We start from the raw sequence: 17,738 nt of genomic DNA on the forward strand, positions 1-17,738 counted from the left end.
AATAATGGACGGGTTCTCGCAGCGCGTATACGATGTCTTTTCTCCTATCGCAATTGTTGGCGTGGGAGCTTTGTTTCCGGAAGCCAAAAATGCTGATGAATACTGGAACAATATTGTCAAAGGCAAGGATTGCCTGAAGGATGTGCCGGAGACCCATTGGAAAATCTCCGACTACTACGATCCAAATCCTTCAACACCTGACAAAACCTATGCGCGCCGGGGCGGTTTCATTCCTGAAACGGCCTTCAATCCCGTCGAGTTCGGTCTGCCGCCGTCTCAGCTCGATGTCACTGATATTCTACAGATTCTCAGCCTCAGCGTCGCCAAGCAAACATTTCTGGACGCGGGTTATGAACATGCCAAGCTGAACCGTGAAAAAACCGGGGTCGTGCTCGGCATTACCGGCGCCAATTCGCTGGTGACGCCGCTGACCTCGCGCCTGCAATATCCGCTGTGGCAGAAGGTTCTGGAGAGCCGGGGTCTTCCCAAGGCCCAGGTTGACGATATCGTCGAGACGCTGAAGCTTGCCTACGCGCCTTGGGAGGAAAACTCCTTCCCCGGCATGTTGGGCAATGTCGTCGCCGGGCGCATCGCCAACCGCTTCGACCTTGGTGGGATCAACTGCACGGTGGATGCGGCCTGCGCCAGTTCGCTGGCGGCTATGCGCATGGCTATCGATGAGCTGCACAGCGGTCGCGCCGACATGATGCTGACCGGCGGCTGCGATGCCGAAAACACCATCCTGATGTATATGTGCTTTTCCAAGACACCTGCCTTCAGCAAGAAGGGGGTGATTTCGCCGTTTGATGAGAATTCCGATGGCACGTTGATCGGCGAAGGCATAGGCATGATGCTGCTGAAGCGGCTGGAAGATGCTGAACGCGATGGCGACCAGGTCTATGCTGTCATCAAGGGTCTCGGTTCGGCCAGCGATGGCAAGTTCAAGAGCATTTACGCACCGCGCGCCGCCGGACAGGTCAAGGCGTTGCAACGCGCCTATCAGCAGGCGGGCATTTCTCCTCATGATGTTGATCTGTGGGAGGCCCATGGCACCGGCACGGCGGTTGGCGATGCGACCGAAGTGGATGGTCTCAAGACCTTCCTGAAGAGCTGGGACAATGATGGGTCTTCTTCGCCCATCGCACTCGGCTCGGTCAAATCGCAGATCGGCCATACCAAGGCAGCAGCGGGTGCGGCTTCCGCCATCAAGGCAGCGCTTGCCTTGCAGCACGGCGTTCTGCCCCCGACCATCAATGTTAACCGGCCGGACCCGAAGCTGGGTCTGGAAGAGACAGCACTCTATTTGAATTCCACAGCTCGTCCGTGGTTCCGCGATCCAAAGACCGCCAAGCGCCGGGTCGGCGTCAGCGCCTTCGGTTTCGGTGGTACGAATTTCCATCTGGTCCTTGAGGAAGCACCGCAGACCGCGAGGGCACCGAAGCTGCGCAGCGTCCTGCCGCGACCCATCGTCGTTGCAGCCCCCACGGTCGCTGCTTTGCGCAAGCGTTGTGAAGAGCTTCTCACTGCAACTGGCGAAACGGCCTGGCCTTTCGAGATTGCAATTCCGGCGAACCATCCGCGTCTGGGCCTGGTGGCCGCAGACGAGACCAGCCGCCGCGCTTTGTTGAGTGAAGCGATCCAATTGCTCGACAGCCGCCCGGCCACAGCCGAATGGCGTCATCCAAAGGGCATCACTTTCCGCCCCAGTGCATTTGAAAACGCTAAGCTGGCCGGCTTGTTTGCCGGGCAGGGATCGCAACATCCCAATATGGGCCGCATGGCGGCGGTCGCCATTCCGGCGCTGGGCGATTTCGTCGGTGCCGCCGATACCTTGTTTGCCAAGGACGGTGCCCAGCCCCTCAGCCAGGTCATGTACCCGATCCCGGCCTTTGATGATGCGGATCGCAAGGCACAGGAACAGGCCTTGCGCCGTACGCAATATGCCCAGACGGCAATCGGCGCGCTTTCGGCGGGTCATTATCGCTGGCTGCAAAATCTCGGCCTCAAGCTGGAAGCGGTGGCTGGCCATAGCTTCGGCGAATTGACGGCGCTTTGGGCCTCCGGGGCCTTGAGCGATGCCGATTTCTCAAGCCTGGCCAAGGCGCGTGGCGATGCCATGGCTGCTGTGACCGGCGATGGCGCTGGCACGATGACGGCTGTGAAGGCTGGTCGTGAGGCGTTGGAAAGCCTGATTGCCGCCACCAAGGGCAGCGTTCATTTCTGCAATCTGAATACGCCGAAGCAGACCGTGGTTGGCGGTGCAGTCGAGGCCATCGAAAAATTCGAGGCCGACCTCAAGGCCGCCTCCATCGGCTTTGTCCGGTTGAATGTTGCCGGGGCATTTCACACGCCGCAGGTTGAAGGTGCCGTTACGGCATTTGCCGAGCGGATCGACCAGACCAGTTTTGCCGTGCCGCAGATCCCGGTTTATGCCAATCGCAATGGCAAGCCCTATGCTGCATCGGCTGCCGATGTCGCGGCCCAGCTCAAGGGTCAATTGCGCGAGCCGGTCGAATTCGTCAAGATTATCGAGCAAATGTATGCCGATGGCATCCGCGTGTTCATCGAGTTCGGGCCGCGCTCGACGCTGTCGAAAATGACCGCTGATATTCTCGGCGATCGGCCCCATCTGGCAATCGCGCTTGACCATGGTCAACCCGACAAGGCGGATGCCGGTCTGATCGAAGCGGTGGTGGATCTGGCGGTTGCCGGTATTGCGCTTGCAAGCCCGGTCGGGACCGAAGGCCTTGTCGAGGCTCCTGCCAAGAAGGGTGAGATCAATCTGAATGGCATGAATTACGTGTCACCGTCCCGCAAGGAGGCCTTTGCCAAGGCGTTGGCCAATCCGGTTGTGGTTGCCCCTAAACCGGTTCCCACGCTGCCGCAGCCTGTCGCCGCAAAGCCGCTGGCTGCGGCCCCTGCGCCTGTCCGGTCGGAACCAGCAAAGCCAGTCGCTGCAAATGTCGCGATCGGTGTTCCGGCACCATCCCCGGCACCCTCAATGAAAGCGGCATCCGTGGAAAAGCCAGCCGAGCCTTTGGCGCAAAAGCAAGCCGTTGCCCTGACGGCACCTGCCTCCAGATCTTCATTTGCGGAGAAACCCATGTCCATCCTGAAGAATGAATCCTCGTCCGAGCCAGCCGTGGCTCTCGGTGGCGGCGATATCGTCGCTGAATTGGCGCGGTCCAACGGCGAATTGCATCGCGAATATCTCAAGTTCGAGCAAAGCGCCTTGCAAGCCCTGGTGCACAATGCAGGCGAGTTGAGCGCCGCACATGTCGATATGCTCTGCGAGATCCACGAGGAAACCAACCTCACCCATCGTGAATTCATGCGCAGCCTGCCGGGTCTGTTCCTAGGTCAGGGCGAATTGCCAGCCGCGCGGGTCAGAACGGTTGAGCATGAACCCGTCAAGCGGATCATTGAAACCGCTGTCGCCCATGCTGCACCTGTTGCCGCCCCGGCATTTGCGCCGGTTGCCGCCCCGGTTCAGGCCCCAGTCGCCAAACCGGTTGCCGTGGCCCCGCCGGCTCCTGTCCCTGCAAAGCCTGTTGCAGCGCCGGTTGCGCAGGCCGCGGCTCCTGCTGCCGCATCCGCTGCGCCAGCAGCAGTTGTCCGCGATACCTTGCTCGCTGTCGTCAGTGAAAAGACCGGCTATCCCGCAGAAGTCATCGACCTCGACATGGATCTCGAAGCTGATCTCGGCATCGACTCGATCAAGCGTGTGGAAATCCTCGGCTCGCTGAAAGAGCGCCTGCCGCAGATGGCGGAGCTTTCCCCTGATCGCATGGGTGAGTTGCGCACACTGGCCCAAATTCTCGAACTGGCAGGCTCTGCGTCCCCGGCGCTTCAAGCCTCTGCCACTCCGGCCGCGCAGCACGCCGCTGCGTCCATCGTCGCCCCGACACCAGTGGCATCCGCCCCGGCTGTCGCGGCCGGAGCCATCCGGGAAACCTTGCTGGCGGTTGTCAGTGAAAAAACCGGTTATCCCGCCGATGTCATTGATCTTGAAATGGATCTCGAAGCCGATCTTGGCATCGACTCGATCAAGCGTGTCGAAATCCTCGGCTCTCTGAAAGAGCGCCTGCCGCAAATGGCAGAGTTGTCCCCTGATCGCATGGGTGAGCTGCGCACGCTGGCCCAAATCCTCGAACTCGCCGGTTCCGTCGCTCCTGCTCCGGTCGCACAGCCCGCCGCCATATCTATCGCTACTCCCGTATCGACGGCGACCTCTCCTGCTGTTGCGGCCGGAGCCGTGCGGGAAGCCCTACTGTCCGTCGTCAGTGAAAAGACCGGTTATCCCTCGGATGTCATCGACCTCGACATGGACCTCGAAGCCGATCTTGGCATCGACTCGATCAAGCGTGTGGAAATCCTCGGCTCGTTGAAAGAACGCCTGCCGCAAATGGCCGAACTTTCGCCTGACCGCATGGGTGATTTGCGTACGCTGGCTCAAATTCTGGCACTGGCCACCGAAGGTGCCGTCACGGATGTGCCTGCTGCCCCTGCGGCTGCACCGGTCCCGGCATCTGTCGTCGTCCCGGCGCTCGCTCCGACGCAAGCATTTGTTCCTGAAACTGCCGGGTTGCCCGCTGGCGCTGTCCGCGAAGCACTTCTCGCCGTCGTCAGTGAAAAGACCGGCTACCCAACCGATGTCATCGACCTGGATATGGACCTCGAAGCTGATCTCGGCATCGACTCGATCAAGCGCGTTGAAATTCTTGGCGCCTTGAAAGAGCGCCTGCCGCAAATGGCGGAGCTTTCTCCTGATCGTATGGGGGAATTGCGCACCTTGGCCCAAATCCTGACCCTGGCCGAGGGTGAGGCTTCAAACGCTGGGGAACCCCAGCAGAAAGAGGCAGCTCTCGCTTCTTTTAAGGATGGTGACGATCTGATCGGGCGCGGTGTCGTCACCCTTTTGCCAGCTCCGCTCGATCTGGTGACGCAGCAGGCTTTTCAGAAGGGGGCAAAATTTCTACTGACCGGTACCGATGATGCCCTGATCCTTGCCCTTCAGAAGGGATTGAAAAGCAAGGGTATCGAGGCTGTCTGGCTGCGGTTCGAAGGCAAGGTCTCCTCTAAGGCTGGTCCACAATTGGCCGCTGGCAAGGACGAAGCCGAGCTGAAACAGCAATTCGACGCTCAGGGTCCATGGGATGGGGTGATCTATGTTCATCCCAAGACAATCGACAACGCGCTTCCCGGCGCTGAAAGTGACGCATCTGTCCTCTGGCTGAAACGGGCCTTGCTGCTCGCCAAGCTGTCGATCACGCCACTCACGGCGCGGGCTGCCCAGGGTCGCACGGTGTTTATGACGCTGTCGCGGATGGATGGAGCCCTCGGCTACCGGGATGGCAGCCTTGCAACGGTGGCATCCGGCGCCTTGTCCGGCCTGGTCAAGACCTATGCCGCCGAAGCACCACATATCTTTGCCCGCGCCGTTGATATTGCGCCGCAGATCGAAGATGCTGCTGCTGCCGACCTGCTCGTGCAGGAAGTCTTCGATGCCCGCCACAGCATTACCGAAATCGGTCTTGACGGGCAGGGTCGCTGGAAGCCTTCCATCGAGGCGATTTCCTCCAGTGATGCGGTGACGATCGCCGATCCCGATGAATTGTTCATCGTCACCGGTGGTGCACGGGGTGTGACGGCCGATTGCGTGCTGGCCCTGGCCTCTGCCGCTCCTCGCCGCTTCCTCCTGCTCGGTCGCTCCGCCCTTGAAGCCGAACCGGTCTGGGCTGCGGGTCTCGAAACCGACGCGCAATTGAAGGGTGGAGCCCTTGCCGCACTGCGCGAAGGGAAAGCGCCGGTGACACCAAAGCTGATCGATCAGACAGTGCGTGGGGTTCTGGCGGGCCGTGAAATCCGCCAGTTGCTGGCCGCACTGGAAAAGCTCGGTAGCCATGCCAGCTATCTGTCGCTCGATATTTCCTCTCCGGCGATTTCCAGCCTTGGCGATCACCCCGAAATTCAGAAGGCGGCGAAAATCAGCCTTGTGCATGGGGCTGGCGCGCTTGCCGATGCGGCAATCGCTCAGAAGAAAATCAGCGAAATGGACCGTGTCTTCACGCCGAAAATTTTCGGTCTGGCCGGTCTGATCAAGGCGCTGACGGGCAAGCCCTTCCACCGCGTCCTGCTGTTTTCCTCGGTTGCCGGTCTGTTTGGCAATCCAGGTCAGGCCGACTACGCCATGGCCAATGAAATGCTCAACCGTTTCGCCGCCAGCCAATCGGTGAAGGGCGTCGATGTCAGGGCGATCAATTGGGGTCCGTGGCTTGGCGGCATGGTCACACCGGAAATCCGCGATATCTTCATGAAACGCGGCGTTCCGATCATCCCACGCGATATCGGTGGCCAGTTCTTTGCCCGGGAAACCGCCATGCCTCTGCCCGCAACCGGCGCGGTATTGGTGGGTGGGTTGAAGCCGATCAATGCCCGCTTCGTCCCCGTTGCCGAATTGCCACAGGCACCAAGGCGGCTGGCGCTCAGCGGCCACGACTGGACGAAGTCCTTGCTGTTGGCCGATCATCAGATCAAGGGACGTCCCGTCGTCCCCGCCGCCTTCGTGCTTGGCCTGGTTGCGGATGGATTGGAAAGCCTGCTTCCAGGCTGGACATTCTCGGGCTTCGATCAGTTCAACGTGTTGAACGGCCTTGTCATCAACAAGGATTGGCGCGGTGATTTCGAGCTGTCGCTCAGCGCACTCCGCGCCGAGACGGAAGAAACCATCCGGCTGGATGTGATGTTGGCCGATGGGTCTGGTCGCCCACGCTACAAGGCGGACAATATCCTGCTGCGCAAGGCCGCTTTCATGCCGCCACAGCCGGGCAAAGCTCTGCCTTCGCTGGAACCCTCGACGCCTGCCAATGGCTTTTATTCTGATGGCACGTTGTTCCATGGCGAGAGCCTGCAAATGCTCAAGACCTACAGGAAGCTGGAGACCGCGAGCTACCTGTTCCGCATCGCTCAGCCAGCGGCCATCCATAGTGCGGCACTGAATGGATTTGCAGACAGCACATTGCTGGATGCCGTCTCCGTCGATGCCGTGCTGCAAGCAGCGCTGGCCGCGACGCGGCTGGAAGCCGATAGCCCAAGCCTGCCAATGCGGCTTGGATCGGCGACGCTGACGAGCCGGCCGGAGCCGGGATCAGATTGGCTGATTGCCGCTCGCCTCAAGGCTAGCCGCGCCCAGGAGCTGGATTGGGAACTGACCGGCTACGACCTTGATGGCCGCTTGCAGATGCAATTGGTGGCAACCACGGTCAAGCGGGACGAGGCACCGTCTGGCGCGCAGGGATCGAAATCCGTCGAGGCCGTCAAATGAGCCGCATCGCGATCACCGCCCTGTCGCTCTGCTTTCCGGGTGCCAACGACCTGGATAGTTACTGGCGCAACCTCCTTGCAAAAAACGACTCCCGCTCGACGGGCGGGGTCAAGGACTTCCGGATCGACCCTTTCTATCTCAGGGATAGTCAGGAGGATGTTGATCAGGTTCGCTGGCTCCGCGGCGGTTTCGTCGATCTGGACGAGGTGACCAAGGGCCTTGCAGATGAAGGCGGCGATGGCCTCGATCTGCCTTGGCAATTGGCCCGGCGGGTTGCCGAAGAAGCCTTGCAGACCAGCAGGCTTGGCGAGCGGGTCGATCTTGGCCGGGTTGGCATGGTGCTTGGTAATTATACCTTCCCGACCTTCGCCTCCAACAATGCCGTTGTCCCTGTCTGGGAACGGGAAATCGCCGCAGGGTTGGAAGACGGTCTCGGGCTTTCGCCCGGGACGTTGGTGGACACGTCCTTGACGGCACCGCCTGCCGAGCATGGTGTGCTCAGCGCCGATGGCATCTATGCGGTTACACGAGGCTTGAGCCTCGGCGGCCCAAGCTTCAGCCTTGATGCTGCGTGTTCTTCCTCCCTTTACGCCATCGAACTTGCGTCCAGTTATCTGCGAAGCGGACAGGCCGATGCCATGCTGGCGGGGGGCGTCTGCCTGCCGGACCCTTGGCTGATCCATGTCTCCTTCGGTGATCTCGGCGCTTTTCCCAACAATGGCGTCAGCCAGCCCTTCGACAGCACGTCGGATGGTATCGTCACGGGTCAGGGCGCCAGCGTTGTTGTGCTGCGGCGGCTGGAAGATGCGCTGCGCGACAATGACGTGATCCTTGCGGTCATCGAAAGTGTCGGCCTTTCCAATGACGGCACGGGTCAGCATATGCTTGTCCCCAATGCCGATGGCCAGCGGTTGGCCTATCAGCGCGCCTATGCCCGCACCGGCGTGCAGCCTGAAGAGATCGATTACGTCGAATGCCATGCCACCGGCACGCCGCTTGGCGACCGTACAGAATTGACATCGCTGCAACGCTTTTTCGGTGCGGACAAACAGCATTTCCCGCTGATCGGTTCGGTCAAGGCCAATGTCGGCCATCTTCTGACCGTGGCAGGCATGAGCAGTTTGGCCAAGGTTATCTTGGCCATGCAGGAAGGTACCATTCCGGCTACGCCCGGCATTGGAAAACTGCAAAAAAGCATGGACGCGCCGGGCATGGAGCAGCGGCTGGTGGTCGAAAACCAGAGCTGGCCGACACCGGCTGGCAAGCGTCATGCGGCCATTTCCGCCTTCGGCTTTGGTGGCACTAATGCGCATATGATCGTCTCCGATGACCGGACGTTCTCAGGGGAACGGACGCAAGGAGATAATGGCGCGGCAAAAACCCTGCAACCACCGCCGCTGGAAATCCGGGGCATGGCCGCCCATTACGGCAATGCCGCCAGCCTCCAGGCCTTTGAAGCGGCGTCTTTTGGCGGTGAGCCTGTCTGGGCCGAACCGTCCAGCCGTCGCTGGCGCGGCGCTACGGTGACTGCCGATGCGCCACCTCAGGCTGCCATCAACGCCTATGATATCGACTTCCTGCGCAACCGTATCCCTCCTGCCGAAACCGAAGCCTTCAACGCCCAGCAGGGACTGGTGCTAAAGGTGGCCAATGAGGCGCTGTCCGATGCTGGCTATGGCCATATCGGCGAAAAGCGCTCCGCCCGCCCGGTAGCGGTACTGGTGGTGCTGGAGCTGGATCTGAGCGCTCACCTGCGCCGGGGCCGCACGCTGGTGCCGGATTGGATAGACCAGGCGCTGGCGCGCCAAGGTCTTCACCTCAGCGAGGATGAACGCCAAGGCCTGATCGAGGCGTGCAAACGCGCTGTTCTGGGGCCGCTACGCTCCACGGAAATCACCAGTTATATTGGCAATATCTGCGCCAGCCGCATTGCCTCGCAATGGAATTTCACCGGTCCGGTCTTCACCCTGTCTGCCGGTATGCTGGGCGTTGCCTATGCTATTGAACAGGCCGGGTTGATGATTGCCGATGACAAGGCGGAAGCAGCGCTGATCGTCGCGGTTGATCTTAATGCCGGGCTGGAAGCCTATGCGCTGGAACAAGCCGCGACCCCTGGCGCGAACGCACAACCCGCCAAATCCTTAGGCGATGGTGCAGGCGCAATCCTGCTTGCTCCCGCCGGTTTGGGCGCAAGTGCTGCACCCTATGCGGTTCTCGATCACATCTCCATCCGTCATGTGGGTAACGGTGAGGACAGTGCCGTGGCGGTGGCGCTGGCGACCATCGCCGATGGTCATCGTCTCGATCTGATGGACATGGCTGGGCAGATCGGCGGCGATGGTGTGGAACTGGCGGCGGTTGCCACCCATGCTCCCGGCGCCGTTGTCTGCGGTGTTGAACATTTGAGCGGCCATTGCAAGGTTGCCCAGCCGATGGCGGCCTTGATCCGGGCGGCGCTATGCCTGTCGGGCCGCTATCTTCCGGCCACGCCACCGGCCTGGCTGAATGCGGAGGTGAACCAGCCTTTGGCGGTCGCCATCGAACAGGCCGGGCTTGGGCTTCTGGCCGAAAGCGTGCCGTGGGTGCGCCAGGAGCGGAGCCGTCCGCTTGTGGCGGGCGTGGGTGCCGCCGGACCGTTTGGCAGCTATGCCGCCTTCCGTCTCAGCGAAGCGGTGGTGGAAGCCCTGCGCCAGCCGGAAGCTGATTACCCACCCTTCCTGCCGGTCGCAGCCGAGAACCGGGAAGCCCTGGTGGGTGTTCTGGCTACGGTCATCGCGGCACTTGAACAGGGAACGCCATGGCAGGCATTGCAAACCGAAGCCTTAGCCAATCTTCGTGAAAGGCCCAGTGCACGGGTATTGGTCCTATCCGGTCGAGACCCGGCGCAATTGCTGACCGAAGCGCGTCAGGCGCAGAAATTCCTGGGTGAAGGCCAGGGCGTCGAGTTCCAGACGCCTGCGGGCAGCTATTTTACCGACCGGCCCCAGGGCGCAGAGGGCAAGATCGCCTTCATGTATCCCGGTGGTTTCAACAGCTATCCGCATCTGGGACGCACATTGCTGCGCCGTTACCCCGACAGCCTGCGCGCTTTCGAGCAATTTGTTGATGATCCGGCGGCAACGCTCTGCCATGACCAGCTCTATCCGCGCCACAAGCCCGGGCAGGACGCGACTGTGCGACTGATGCAGACCGAAGCCGGGATGCAGCAGGACATTGCGGCAATGATGAAGACCGGTGTCGGTTTTGCCCTGATGTATACCGCCTTGCTGCGGGACCAGTTCGGTGTGCAGGCCCATGGTGCGCTTGGCTATTCCATGGGCGAAGTCAGCATGTTGTTTGCCAATGGCATCTGGCCGATAGACCAGCATGGCTTGCGCAACGACCTGCCACTGTTTGAAACCTCGATTGGCGGTCCCCGTCAGGCGGTGCGCGACACATTCGATATTGGGCCTGAGGTCCGCGACAATCAGGTCTGGTCGAGTTATGTGCTGCTTGCTCCGGTGGAGACGGTGCGCGACGCGATTGCTCCTCGTTCCGATGTGTTCATCACCCATGTGAATGGCCCCAAGGAAGTGGTGATTGCCGGTCTGCCCGCAGCGGTAACGGCATTGGTCAAGCAATTGGAAGGCTATTCCGCCTATCGCAGCCCGGTCTCGCATGTCCTGCATGTTCCGCTGCTGCAAAGGGTCGCGCATCAGATTTCCGCCCTGCACGATCATCCGACCACAGCGCCAGCGGACAATCTGCATCTTTATACCACCTCGACTTATGGGCGGATGACGGATTTCAGCCGCGCAGGCCTGTCGCGGACCATTACCGATGTGATGTGCTCTGAGGTGGATTTCGTGCGGCTGGTCGATAAGGCCTATGAGGATGGCTACCGGATCTTCATCGAATGCGGTCCTTCGGCCACATGCAGTCGCTGGGTGAATTCATGCCTCACAGGTCGGGATTATCTGTCGATCAATCTTAACCAACGTGGTGCCGACGATGGGCGCAGCCTGCTTGCGGCTTTAGCCCGGCTGGTTTCTCACGGCGTCAGGGTTGATCTTACCAGCCTGGTGCCTGGGGTGAAGGCCGAGCGCTCCAAAACGGTTATCAGCCTGCAACCGGGCGGTGCCGCTCTGCGCGCAACTGCCAGTGATACGATCAGGCCGCTGGAAACGAAACCCGCTGTGTCGCAGCCATTCAAACCCAGCACTATCGCAAGGTCTGTTGCTTGGGGACCGACGGCAACCTTCATCCTCGAAGGCATCAGCCTGGTTCACGAATTGCTGGATGACGACACCCAAGACGACGTCCAGCCGGATTATCAGCCAGCAAGACCAAGTCCCGGTCTTCCATCTCTCTCCCCGAAACATGTCGAAGCGGATCAACCAGTCATGGCCAAGAATATGACCATCAGCCAGGATAAGTCTCAGCGGATCGCCCAGGCTGTCGAAGCCTTTTTGCAGCGCCAGCGCCTCGGCCATCAAACATTCCTGCAAACCCAGTCCGACCTCGTGCAGATCTGGCGCGAGCATGCCGGAAATGGGGCACACGGAAATGGGGCAAATGGCGTACGGCCCGCTCAGCGCAGCCTGTCCCATCCGGCAACCATTGATGCCGCGCCTGCGGTATTGGAGATCGAGGCACCTCAGCCTGTCGCCATTGCGCCAGCGCGAGCACCAGCACCAGCACCTGTTGCCGTGGCCACCGTGCTGCCCGCCAGCGCCCGTGAAAAGCAGGAAAAGGGCTGGTTTCTGGACGAACAGGATCTGTTGACCTTTGCCAGCGGCAAGGTTGCCGATGCCTTGGGCGCGCAATTTGCGCCAATTGATGATTATCCGGTTCGGGTTCGTCTGCCAGCGCCGCCCTATTTCTTCGTGTCGCGGGTCACCAAGGTCGATGCCACGTTCGGGGAATATAAGCCTTGCTCGCTGACAACAGAATATGATGTTCCAGCCGACGCCTGGTATCTGATCGACGGCCAGATGCCTCCAGGCATTGCGGTGGAATCCGGTCAGTCGGATTTGTTGCTGGTTGCGTTGCTGGGCATTGATTTCAAGAACAAGGGTGTCCGCAAATACCGGCTTCTGGATGGTCGGTTGAGCTTTTACGGTCGTCTGCCGCAGGCAGGCAGCACGCTGCGCTTCGACATCACCATCGACCGGTTCGTCTGGCAGGGCGATGGTCTGCTGTTCTTCTTCCGCTATGACGGCTATGTCGATGGCGAACTGGCGCTGCAATTGCACAGCGGTTGCGCCGGTTTCTTCACCGAGGATGAGTTGAGTGCCGGTGGCGGCGTTGTCATCAAGCAACCGCCCGCAGCCCCGCTCACCCTGGTTAAGCCCCTTCTGCCACGGGTCCGTGACACGCTGGAAAAATCCGATCTGGTGGCGCTGTCCGAGGGCCGGATCGGCGAGATTTTCGGCCCCGGTTCGCAGCATCCGGAAAGCGGCAGCTCCATTCGCCTGCCGCCCGAAATGCTGCTGATGATTGACCGTGTGACCGATATCGGCTCCTGGCAGGGCGAACACTATGTCATGGAGGCCGAAAAGAGCTTTGACGCCGATGGCTGGTATTATACCTCGCATTTCGTCGATGATCCGGTCCTGCCGGGGTCGTTGATTGCCGAAGGTGCAACCCAGCTGCTCAAGGTCTATCTGATCGCCAATGGCATGCATCAATGCTTTGCCGATGGGGTGTTCGAGCCGGTCACCCACCGCGAAATGCAGATCACGGTCCGTGGCCAGATCACCCCTGACGTGAAAAAGGTGCATTACAAGCTGTTCATTCAGGAAAGCGCCCTGCTGCCGCGCCCCTATGTAATTGCCGATGTGCTGATCTATGACGAGCATGGCAAGCCGCTGGTGCGGGTGTCCAATCTGGGCTTGCAGGTGATTGAAAAGCCTGGTGTCTCGGTTGAGCCGCGCTTTGGTGATCCGACTTGGTTCAGCGGACGCAAGACCAAGAGCGGCGAGAAGGTTGTGCTCAATGAAATGAGCATGCACCACGCCGCCAAGGGTGAATTGCGCATCGGCCTTGGCCCGGAATTCAACATTTACGGCGAGGAATTGCGCGCCCCGCATATTCCGAATGGTTGCTTCCAGTTTGTCGATCGCTGCCTGGAAACCACTGGCACGCGCGGCCAGTTGGTCCCCGGTGCCGTGATGGATACCGAATATGATGCCGCTGCCGACAGCTGGTATTTCCAGGAAAACAGCCACCCGCATATCCCGAATTTCGTGGTGCTGGAATCGGCGCTTCAGGCCGCCATTCTCAATGGCTATGCGCTGGGGCCAACCCTGAAATATCCCGATAAGGAATATTCGATCCGCAATCTGGATGGCACGGCGGTCTATCTTTCCGACCCGGATGTGCGCGGCACGACGATCCGCCACAGCCAGAAACTGCTCAGCAATGCCATGGTGACGGATTCGATCCTGCAAAACTTTGACTTCAACCTGAAGGTCGATGGCCAGCCTTTCTATCAGGGCCAATCTTCCTTCGGCTACTTCACCAAGCGGGCGCTGGAAAACCAGCTTGGCCTTGACCAGGGCAAGCTCAGCAAATTCTGGCTGGAGGAAAACAGCGCGAAAACCGAGGAATTCGACCTTCTCAACCCGGCCTCCGCCCATCTGTTTGCTGGTACACAGGAAAAGCCCCATTGGCGCTTGCCGCCCGGCCATCGGTTCCGGCTGCTGCATCAGGCCAGCCTGGTGCGCGATGGTGGCAAATTTGGCCTCGGCTATGTCAAGGGCGAGCGGACGATTGATGCTGGCGAATGGTATTTCACCAACCATTTCCACCGGGACCCGGTCATGCCCGGCTCGCTTGGATTGGAGGCCATCCTGCAAGCCATGCAGCTCTTTGCCATCCGCACCGGTCTGGACGCGGGGATTGCCAATCCACGCTTCGGCATCGCGGTCGGCGTGCCGGTCAATTGGCGCTATCGCGGCCAATTGCTGCGCACTGACAAGCGCATGGGCCTCGAAGTGCATATCAAGGAAATCCGCCGGGAAGGCGAAGGCCTGGTGGTGATTGCCGATACCGATTTGTTCAATGACCGGCTGCGTATCTATGAAGCGCTGTCGATGAGCATTTCCATCAAACCGGCTTAATCCAAGGAGGATATCATGACGATCAATGCACGATTTGAAGACGCCTCCGCAACGCCGGCTATTGTCTGGGATACCCCGTCAATCCGTCGGCAATTGCAGAAATTGGATCAGCCCGGCTCGGTGGTCAGCGATGGCACCCGGCTTGGGGTGACCTCGGAACTGGAGCCGCTGGAAGCCGGTTTCAAAGTGGTCTGCCGCTACCCAGCCCTGGCGCCAAGTGCGCTGGGGGACCCGGATTTTCTGGCCCGCTATGATCTCAGCTTCCCCTATATGGCAGGCGCTATGGCCAATGGCATCGCCTCGCCGGACCTGGTCATTGCGCTGGCGCAGCAGGGCTTTCTGGCAAGCTATGGTGCGGGCGGTGTCCGGCTGGAGCAGGTCGATCAGGCGCTGGCCAAGATTACCTCGGCGCTCCAGGGTGCGCCGTTTTCGGTCAATCTTATCCATAGCCCCAGCGAACCGGCCATGGAAAACGGCCTGATCGATATTCTGCTGCGCTATGGTGTCACCATTGTCGAAGCCTCGGCCTTCATGGGATTGACACCCGCGCTGGTGCGCTACCGGGCGCTTGGCCTTCGCCGCCGCGAGGATGGTAGCATCGATATCGGCCATCGGCTGATCGCCAAGGTTTCTCGCTCGGAAGTGGCCTCGGTCTTTATGGAGCCCGCGCCGGAAAACATCTTGAAAAAGCTGCTGGCCCAAGGCGCGATCAGCGAGGAACAGGCGGCGTTGGCTGCCCAGGTGCCGATTGCCGACGACATTACGGCTGAAGCCGATTCCGGTGGGCATACCGACCGCAGACCGCTGGTTGTGCTGCTGCCGATCATGCTGCGGCAGGCGCAGAAAGTCGCCGAGAAAAACGGTTACGCCAAGCCGATCCGCATCGGTGTCGGCGGCGGACTTGGCTCGCCCAAGGCAATTGCCGCCGCCTTTGCGACGGGTGCCGCCTATGTGGTGACCGGTTCGGTCAATCAGGCCTGCCAGGAATCCGGCTCGTCGCCTTCGGTGCGCGCCCTTCTGGCCAAATGCGGCTTTGCCGATACCACCATGGCACCGGCTGCTGATATGTTCGAACTGGGGGTGGAGCTGCAGGTGTTGAAGCGCGGCACGCTGTTCGCCAGCCGCGCCAAGATGCTCTACGATCTCTATCGCCGCTATGACAGTCTGGATGCCCTGCCGGAACCGGTGGTGCAGGAACTGGAGCAAAAACTGTTCAAGCAAAGCCTTGCCGATGTCTGGCGGATGACGGCGGATTATTTCGTTGGCCGCGACCCCAAACAGGTCACGGAGGCGGAAGCCGATCCGAAGCGCAAGATGGCGCTGGTGTTTCGCGCCTATCTCGGAAAGGCATCTCATTGGGCCAATGCCGGGGAAGAGGGGCGTCAGATCGACTACCAGATCTGGAGCGGTCCGGCGATTGGTGACTTCAACGAATGGACGGCTGGCACCTATCTGGAACAGCCGGAGAGCCGCCGTGTCGTGGATGTCGCCACCCATCTGTTGCAGGGCGCGGCCTTTGAGACGCGGCTGCATTGGCTGGCCATGGCCGGTGTCCGCTTCCCCCATCCGATGTCCTATGAGATTGCGCCGCTATGACAACATCCGCCTCCTATCTTAACCGGTTGCGGGCGCTGTTGGGCGATCCGCTTGAAGACGACCACCCCTTTTCCTTCGCCACTGCCGTGAAGGCTGATCTCGACGGCGATAGTCTCGACCTCCAGGCCAAGGCTCTGATCGAATCCGGTTTTATCCAGCAGATTATTCCCGCCCATTGGAAGACGGGCGGGGAATTGGTGGATCTGGAAGCGGTGCTTGAAATGGCGCGCCTTCTGGCGGGCCGCAATCCGTCGCTGATGCCCCGGCTGATGTATTCCATTGGGGCCATCACCGTGCTTGATCTGGCTGGCACTGAGGCACAGCGTAAGACCCTGTCGGACTGGCTGCTTGCGGGCCACAGCATTGCCCTTGCCGTCAACGAACCCGGCATTCGCAGCGATCTGATCAACAACCAGACAAAGGCTGACCGTCAGGGTGACTGGTATGTGATCAATGGCCGCAAATGGCTGGTCGGTCAGGCCGAAAAGGCGCGGGCCTTGATGGTGATGGCCAAGACGGGTGCAGGCGGACCGGCGGCTTTCTCGCTGTTTCTGATCGACCGGCAGCCGCAATGGGAATCCACCCTGCCGCATCCGCGCGCAGAGCTTTCCGGCATGAAGGGCATTGATGTCGCCGATGTCGATATTGATGTGGCCTGTGTCAATGCAGCTAACCGGGTGGGTGGTGAAGGCGAAGGCATCGAGCTGGTGTTTCGCGCCGAATCCGTCATCAAGCTTCTGTCGATTGGCGCCATGCTCGGCCCTTGCGAAAGCGCCTTGCGGTTGACCTATGGCGAGATCTCTAAACAGGCGAATGGCGGCCATCCGCACCAGCATTTCCTGCTGGCCGGTGCCTATGCCGATTACCGGATCATGGACAGCGTTGCCAAGGCTGCGGCCCGCTTCGCGTCTTTCCGTCCGCAGCATTTTCCGGTGGCGGCGGCGGTTGCCAAGCAGATCGCCCAGGAATTCAGCAGCCGGATTTTCACCAGCTTGATGGCAGCCCTGGGTGCCCGGTCGGTGCTGGCGGAGGAGCCGGTCTCGGCGATCCTTCAGAAATTGCGCCGCGACGGTGAAGTAGCGCAATATATGGACATCAATCCGCAGGTTAATCTCGGCATGCTGGCCAATCAATTGCCCAGTCTGACGAAGCGCCGCGCCAAACTGGAACCGGGTCTTGCCGATGCGCTGTTTGCGCAATTGCAGGCGGAGCTGTCACCGTCCTCGCCTTGCCCGGCCATGGTGCTTGCCAAGGTGCCGATGCTGAACAGGGCTGGCGAGCCATTGACGGATCTGCTGCCGGGGCTTGGCGAGCGGTTTGCCAAGGCGGCATCCGAACACGACCGTGCGGTGGTGGACGCGCTGCAAGAGGCAGAGGCACGTTTTGCCAGCCTGGAAGAGGGCATGGCTGAATTGCTGGCCCTGCGCCAGGGTGAAAGGCCGGAAGCCGTCAATGCCGGGGCGCAATTTGCAAGGCTCTATGCCGTGTCCTGTTGCGCGCTGTCGGCACTGGCTGAAGGCGGAGACGCGCTTCTACCCTTCATGCTGCAACGCCTGCTGGCCGGTGATCGTTACGCCTTCAGCGGAGAAGATCGGTTCTATCAGGCGGCTTGGCATAGTCTCGCAGAGGCGATGGGGGCGAATGAAGACGTTTATAGTGATGAAAAACGGCACGCTGCGGTTTAGCAGCGGTCGATGATTTCTTTCGTTTTTTCA

Annotated in this window: 4 protein-coding genes; all 4 read left to right on the plus strand. The window is 60.5% G+C overall.

Translation table 11 applies throughout. From position 1 onward, the window contains the following. Positions 1–4 precede the first annotated feature (4 nt). From FS819_RS21180 to FS819_RS21195, 4 genes are read left to right on the plus strand one after another with little or no spacing between them, the layout of a single operon-like run. Positions 5–7,324 (plus strand): type I polyketide synthase, encoded by a 7,320-nt coding sequence (locus tag FS819_RS21180; RefSeq protein ID WP_156547526.1) that lies wholly within the window; start codon positions 5–7, stop codon positions 7,322–7,324. Beyond that, a complete protein-coding gene (locus FS819_RS21185; protein WP_156547527.1) occupies positions 7,321–14,427 on the plus strand; it encodes a beta-ketoacyl synthase N-terminal-like domain-containing protein in 7,107 nt (2,368 codons plus the stop codon). Before FS819_RS21180 ends, FS819_RS21185 begins: the two co-directional genes overlap by 4 nt. A gap of 15 nt (positions 14,428–14,442) precedes the next feature. Further along, the gene (locus tag FS819_RS21190; RefSeq protein WP_156629716.1) at positions 14,443–16,023 is read left to right on the plus strand and encodes a PfaD family polyunsaturated fatty acid/polyketide biosynthesis protein; all 1,581 of its coding nucleotides are present in this window, start codon (positions 14,443–14,445) and stop codon (positions 16,021–16,023) included. Next, positions 16,020–17,708 carry an acyl-CoA dehydrogenase family protein gene (locus tag FS819_RS21195; RefSeq protein WP_156547529.1) on the plus strand — a complete coding sequence of 563 codons (1,689 nt, stop codon included), beginning with the start codon at positions 16,020–16,022 and terminating at the stop codon, positions 17,706–17,708. Before FS819_RS21190 ends, FS819_RS21195 begins: the two co-directional genes overlap by 4 nt. Positions 17,709–17,738: the final 30 nt, after the last annotated feature.

The organism is Allorhizobium sp. Av2 (assembly GCF_021462805.2).
In the GTDB taxonomy this organism is placed as follows: Bacteria; Pseudomonadota; Alphaproteobacteria; order Rhizobiales; family Rhizobiaceae; genus Allorhizobium; species Allorhizobium vitis_G.

Bases quoted from the DNA above. Each gene is read 5' to 3' on its own strand.
- FS819_RS21180 (WP_156547526.1), top strand. From the start codon at position 5: ATGGACGGGTTCTCGCAGCGCGTATACGATGTCTTTTCTCCTATCGCA.
- FS819_RS21185 (WP_156547527.1), top strand. From the start codon at position 7,321: ATGAGCCGCATCGCGATCACCGCCCTGTCGCTCTGCTTTCCGGGTGCC.
- FS819_RS21190 (WP_156629716.1), top strand. From the start codon at position 14,443: ATGACGATCAATGCACGATTTGAAGACGCCTCCGCAACGCCGGCTATT.
- FS819_RS21195 (WP_156547529.1), top strand. From the start codon at position 16,020: ATGACAACATCCGCCTCCTATCTTAACCGGTTGCGGGCGCTGTTGGGC.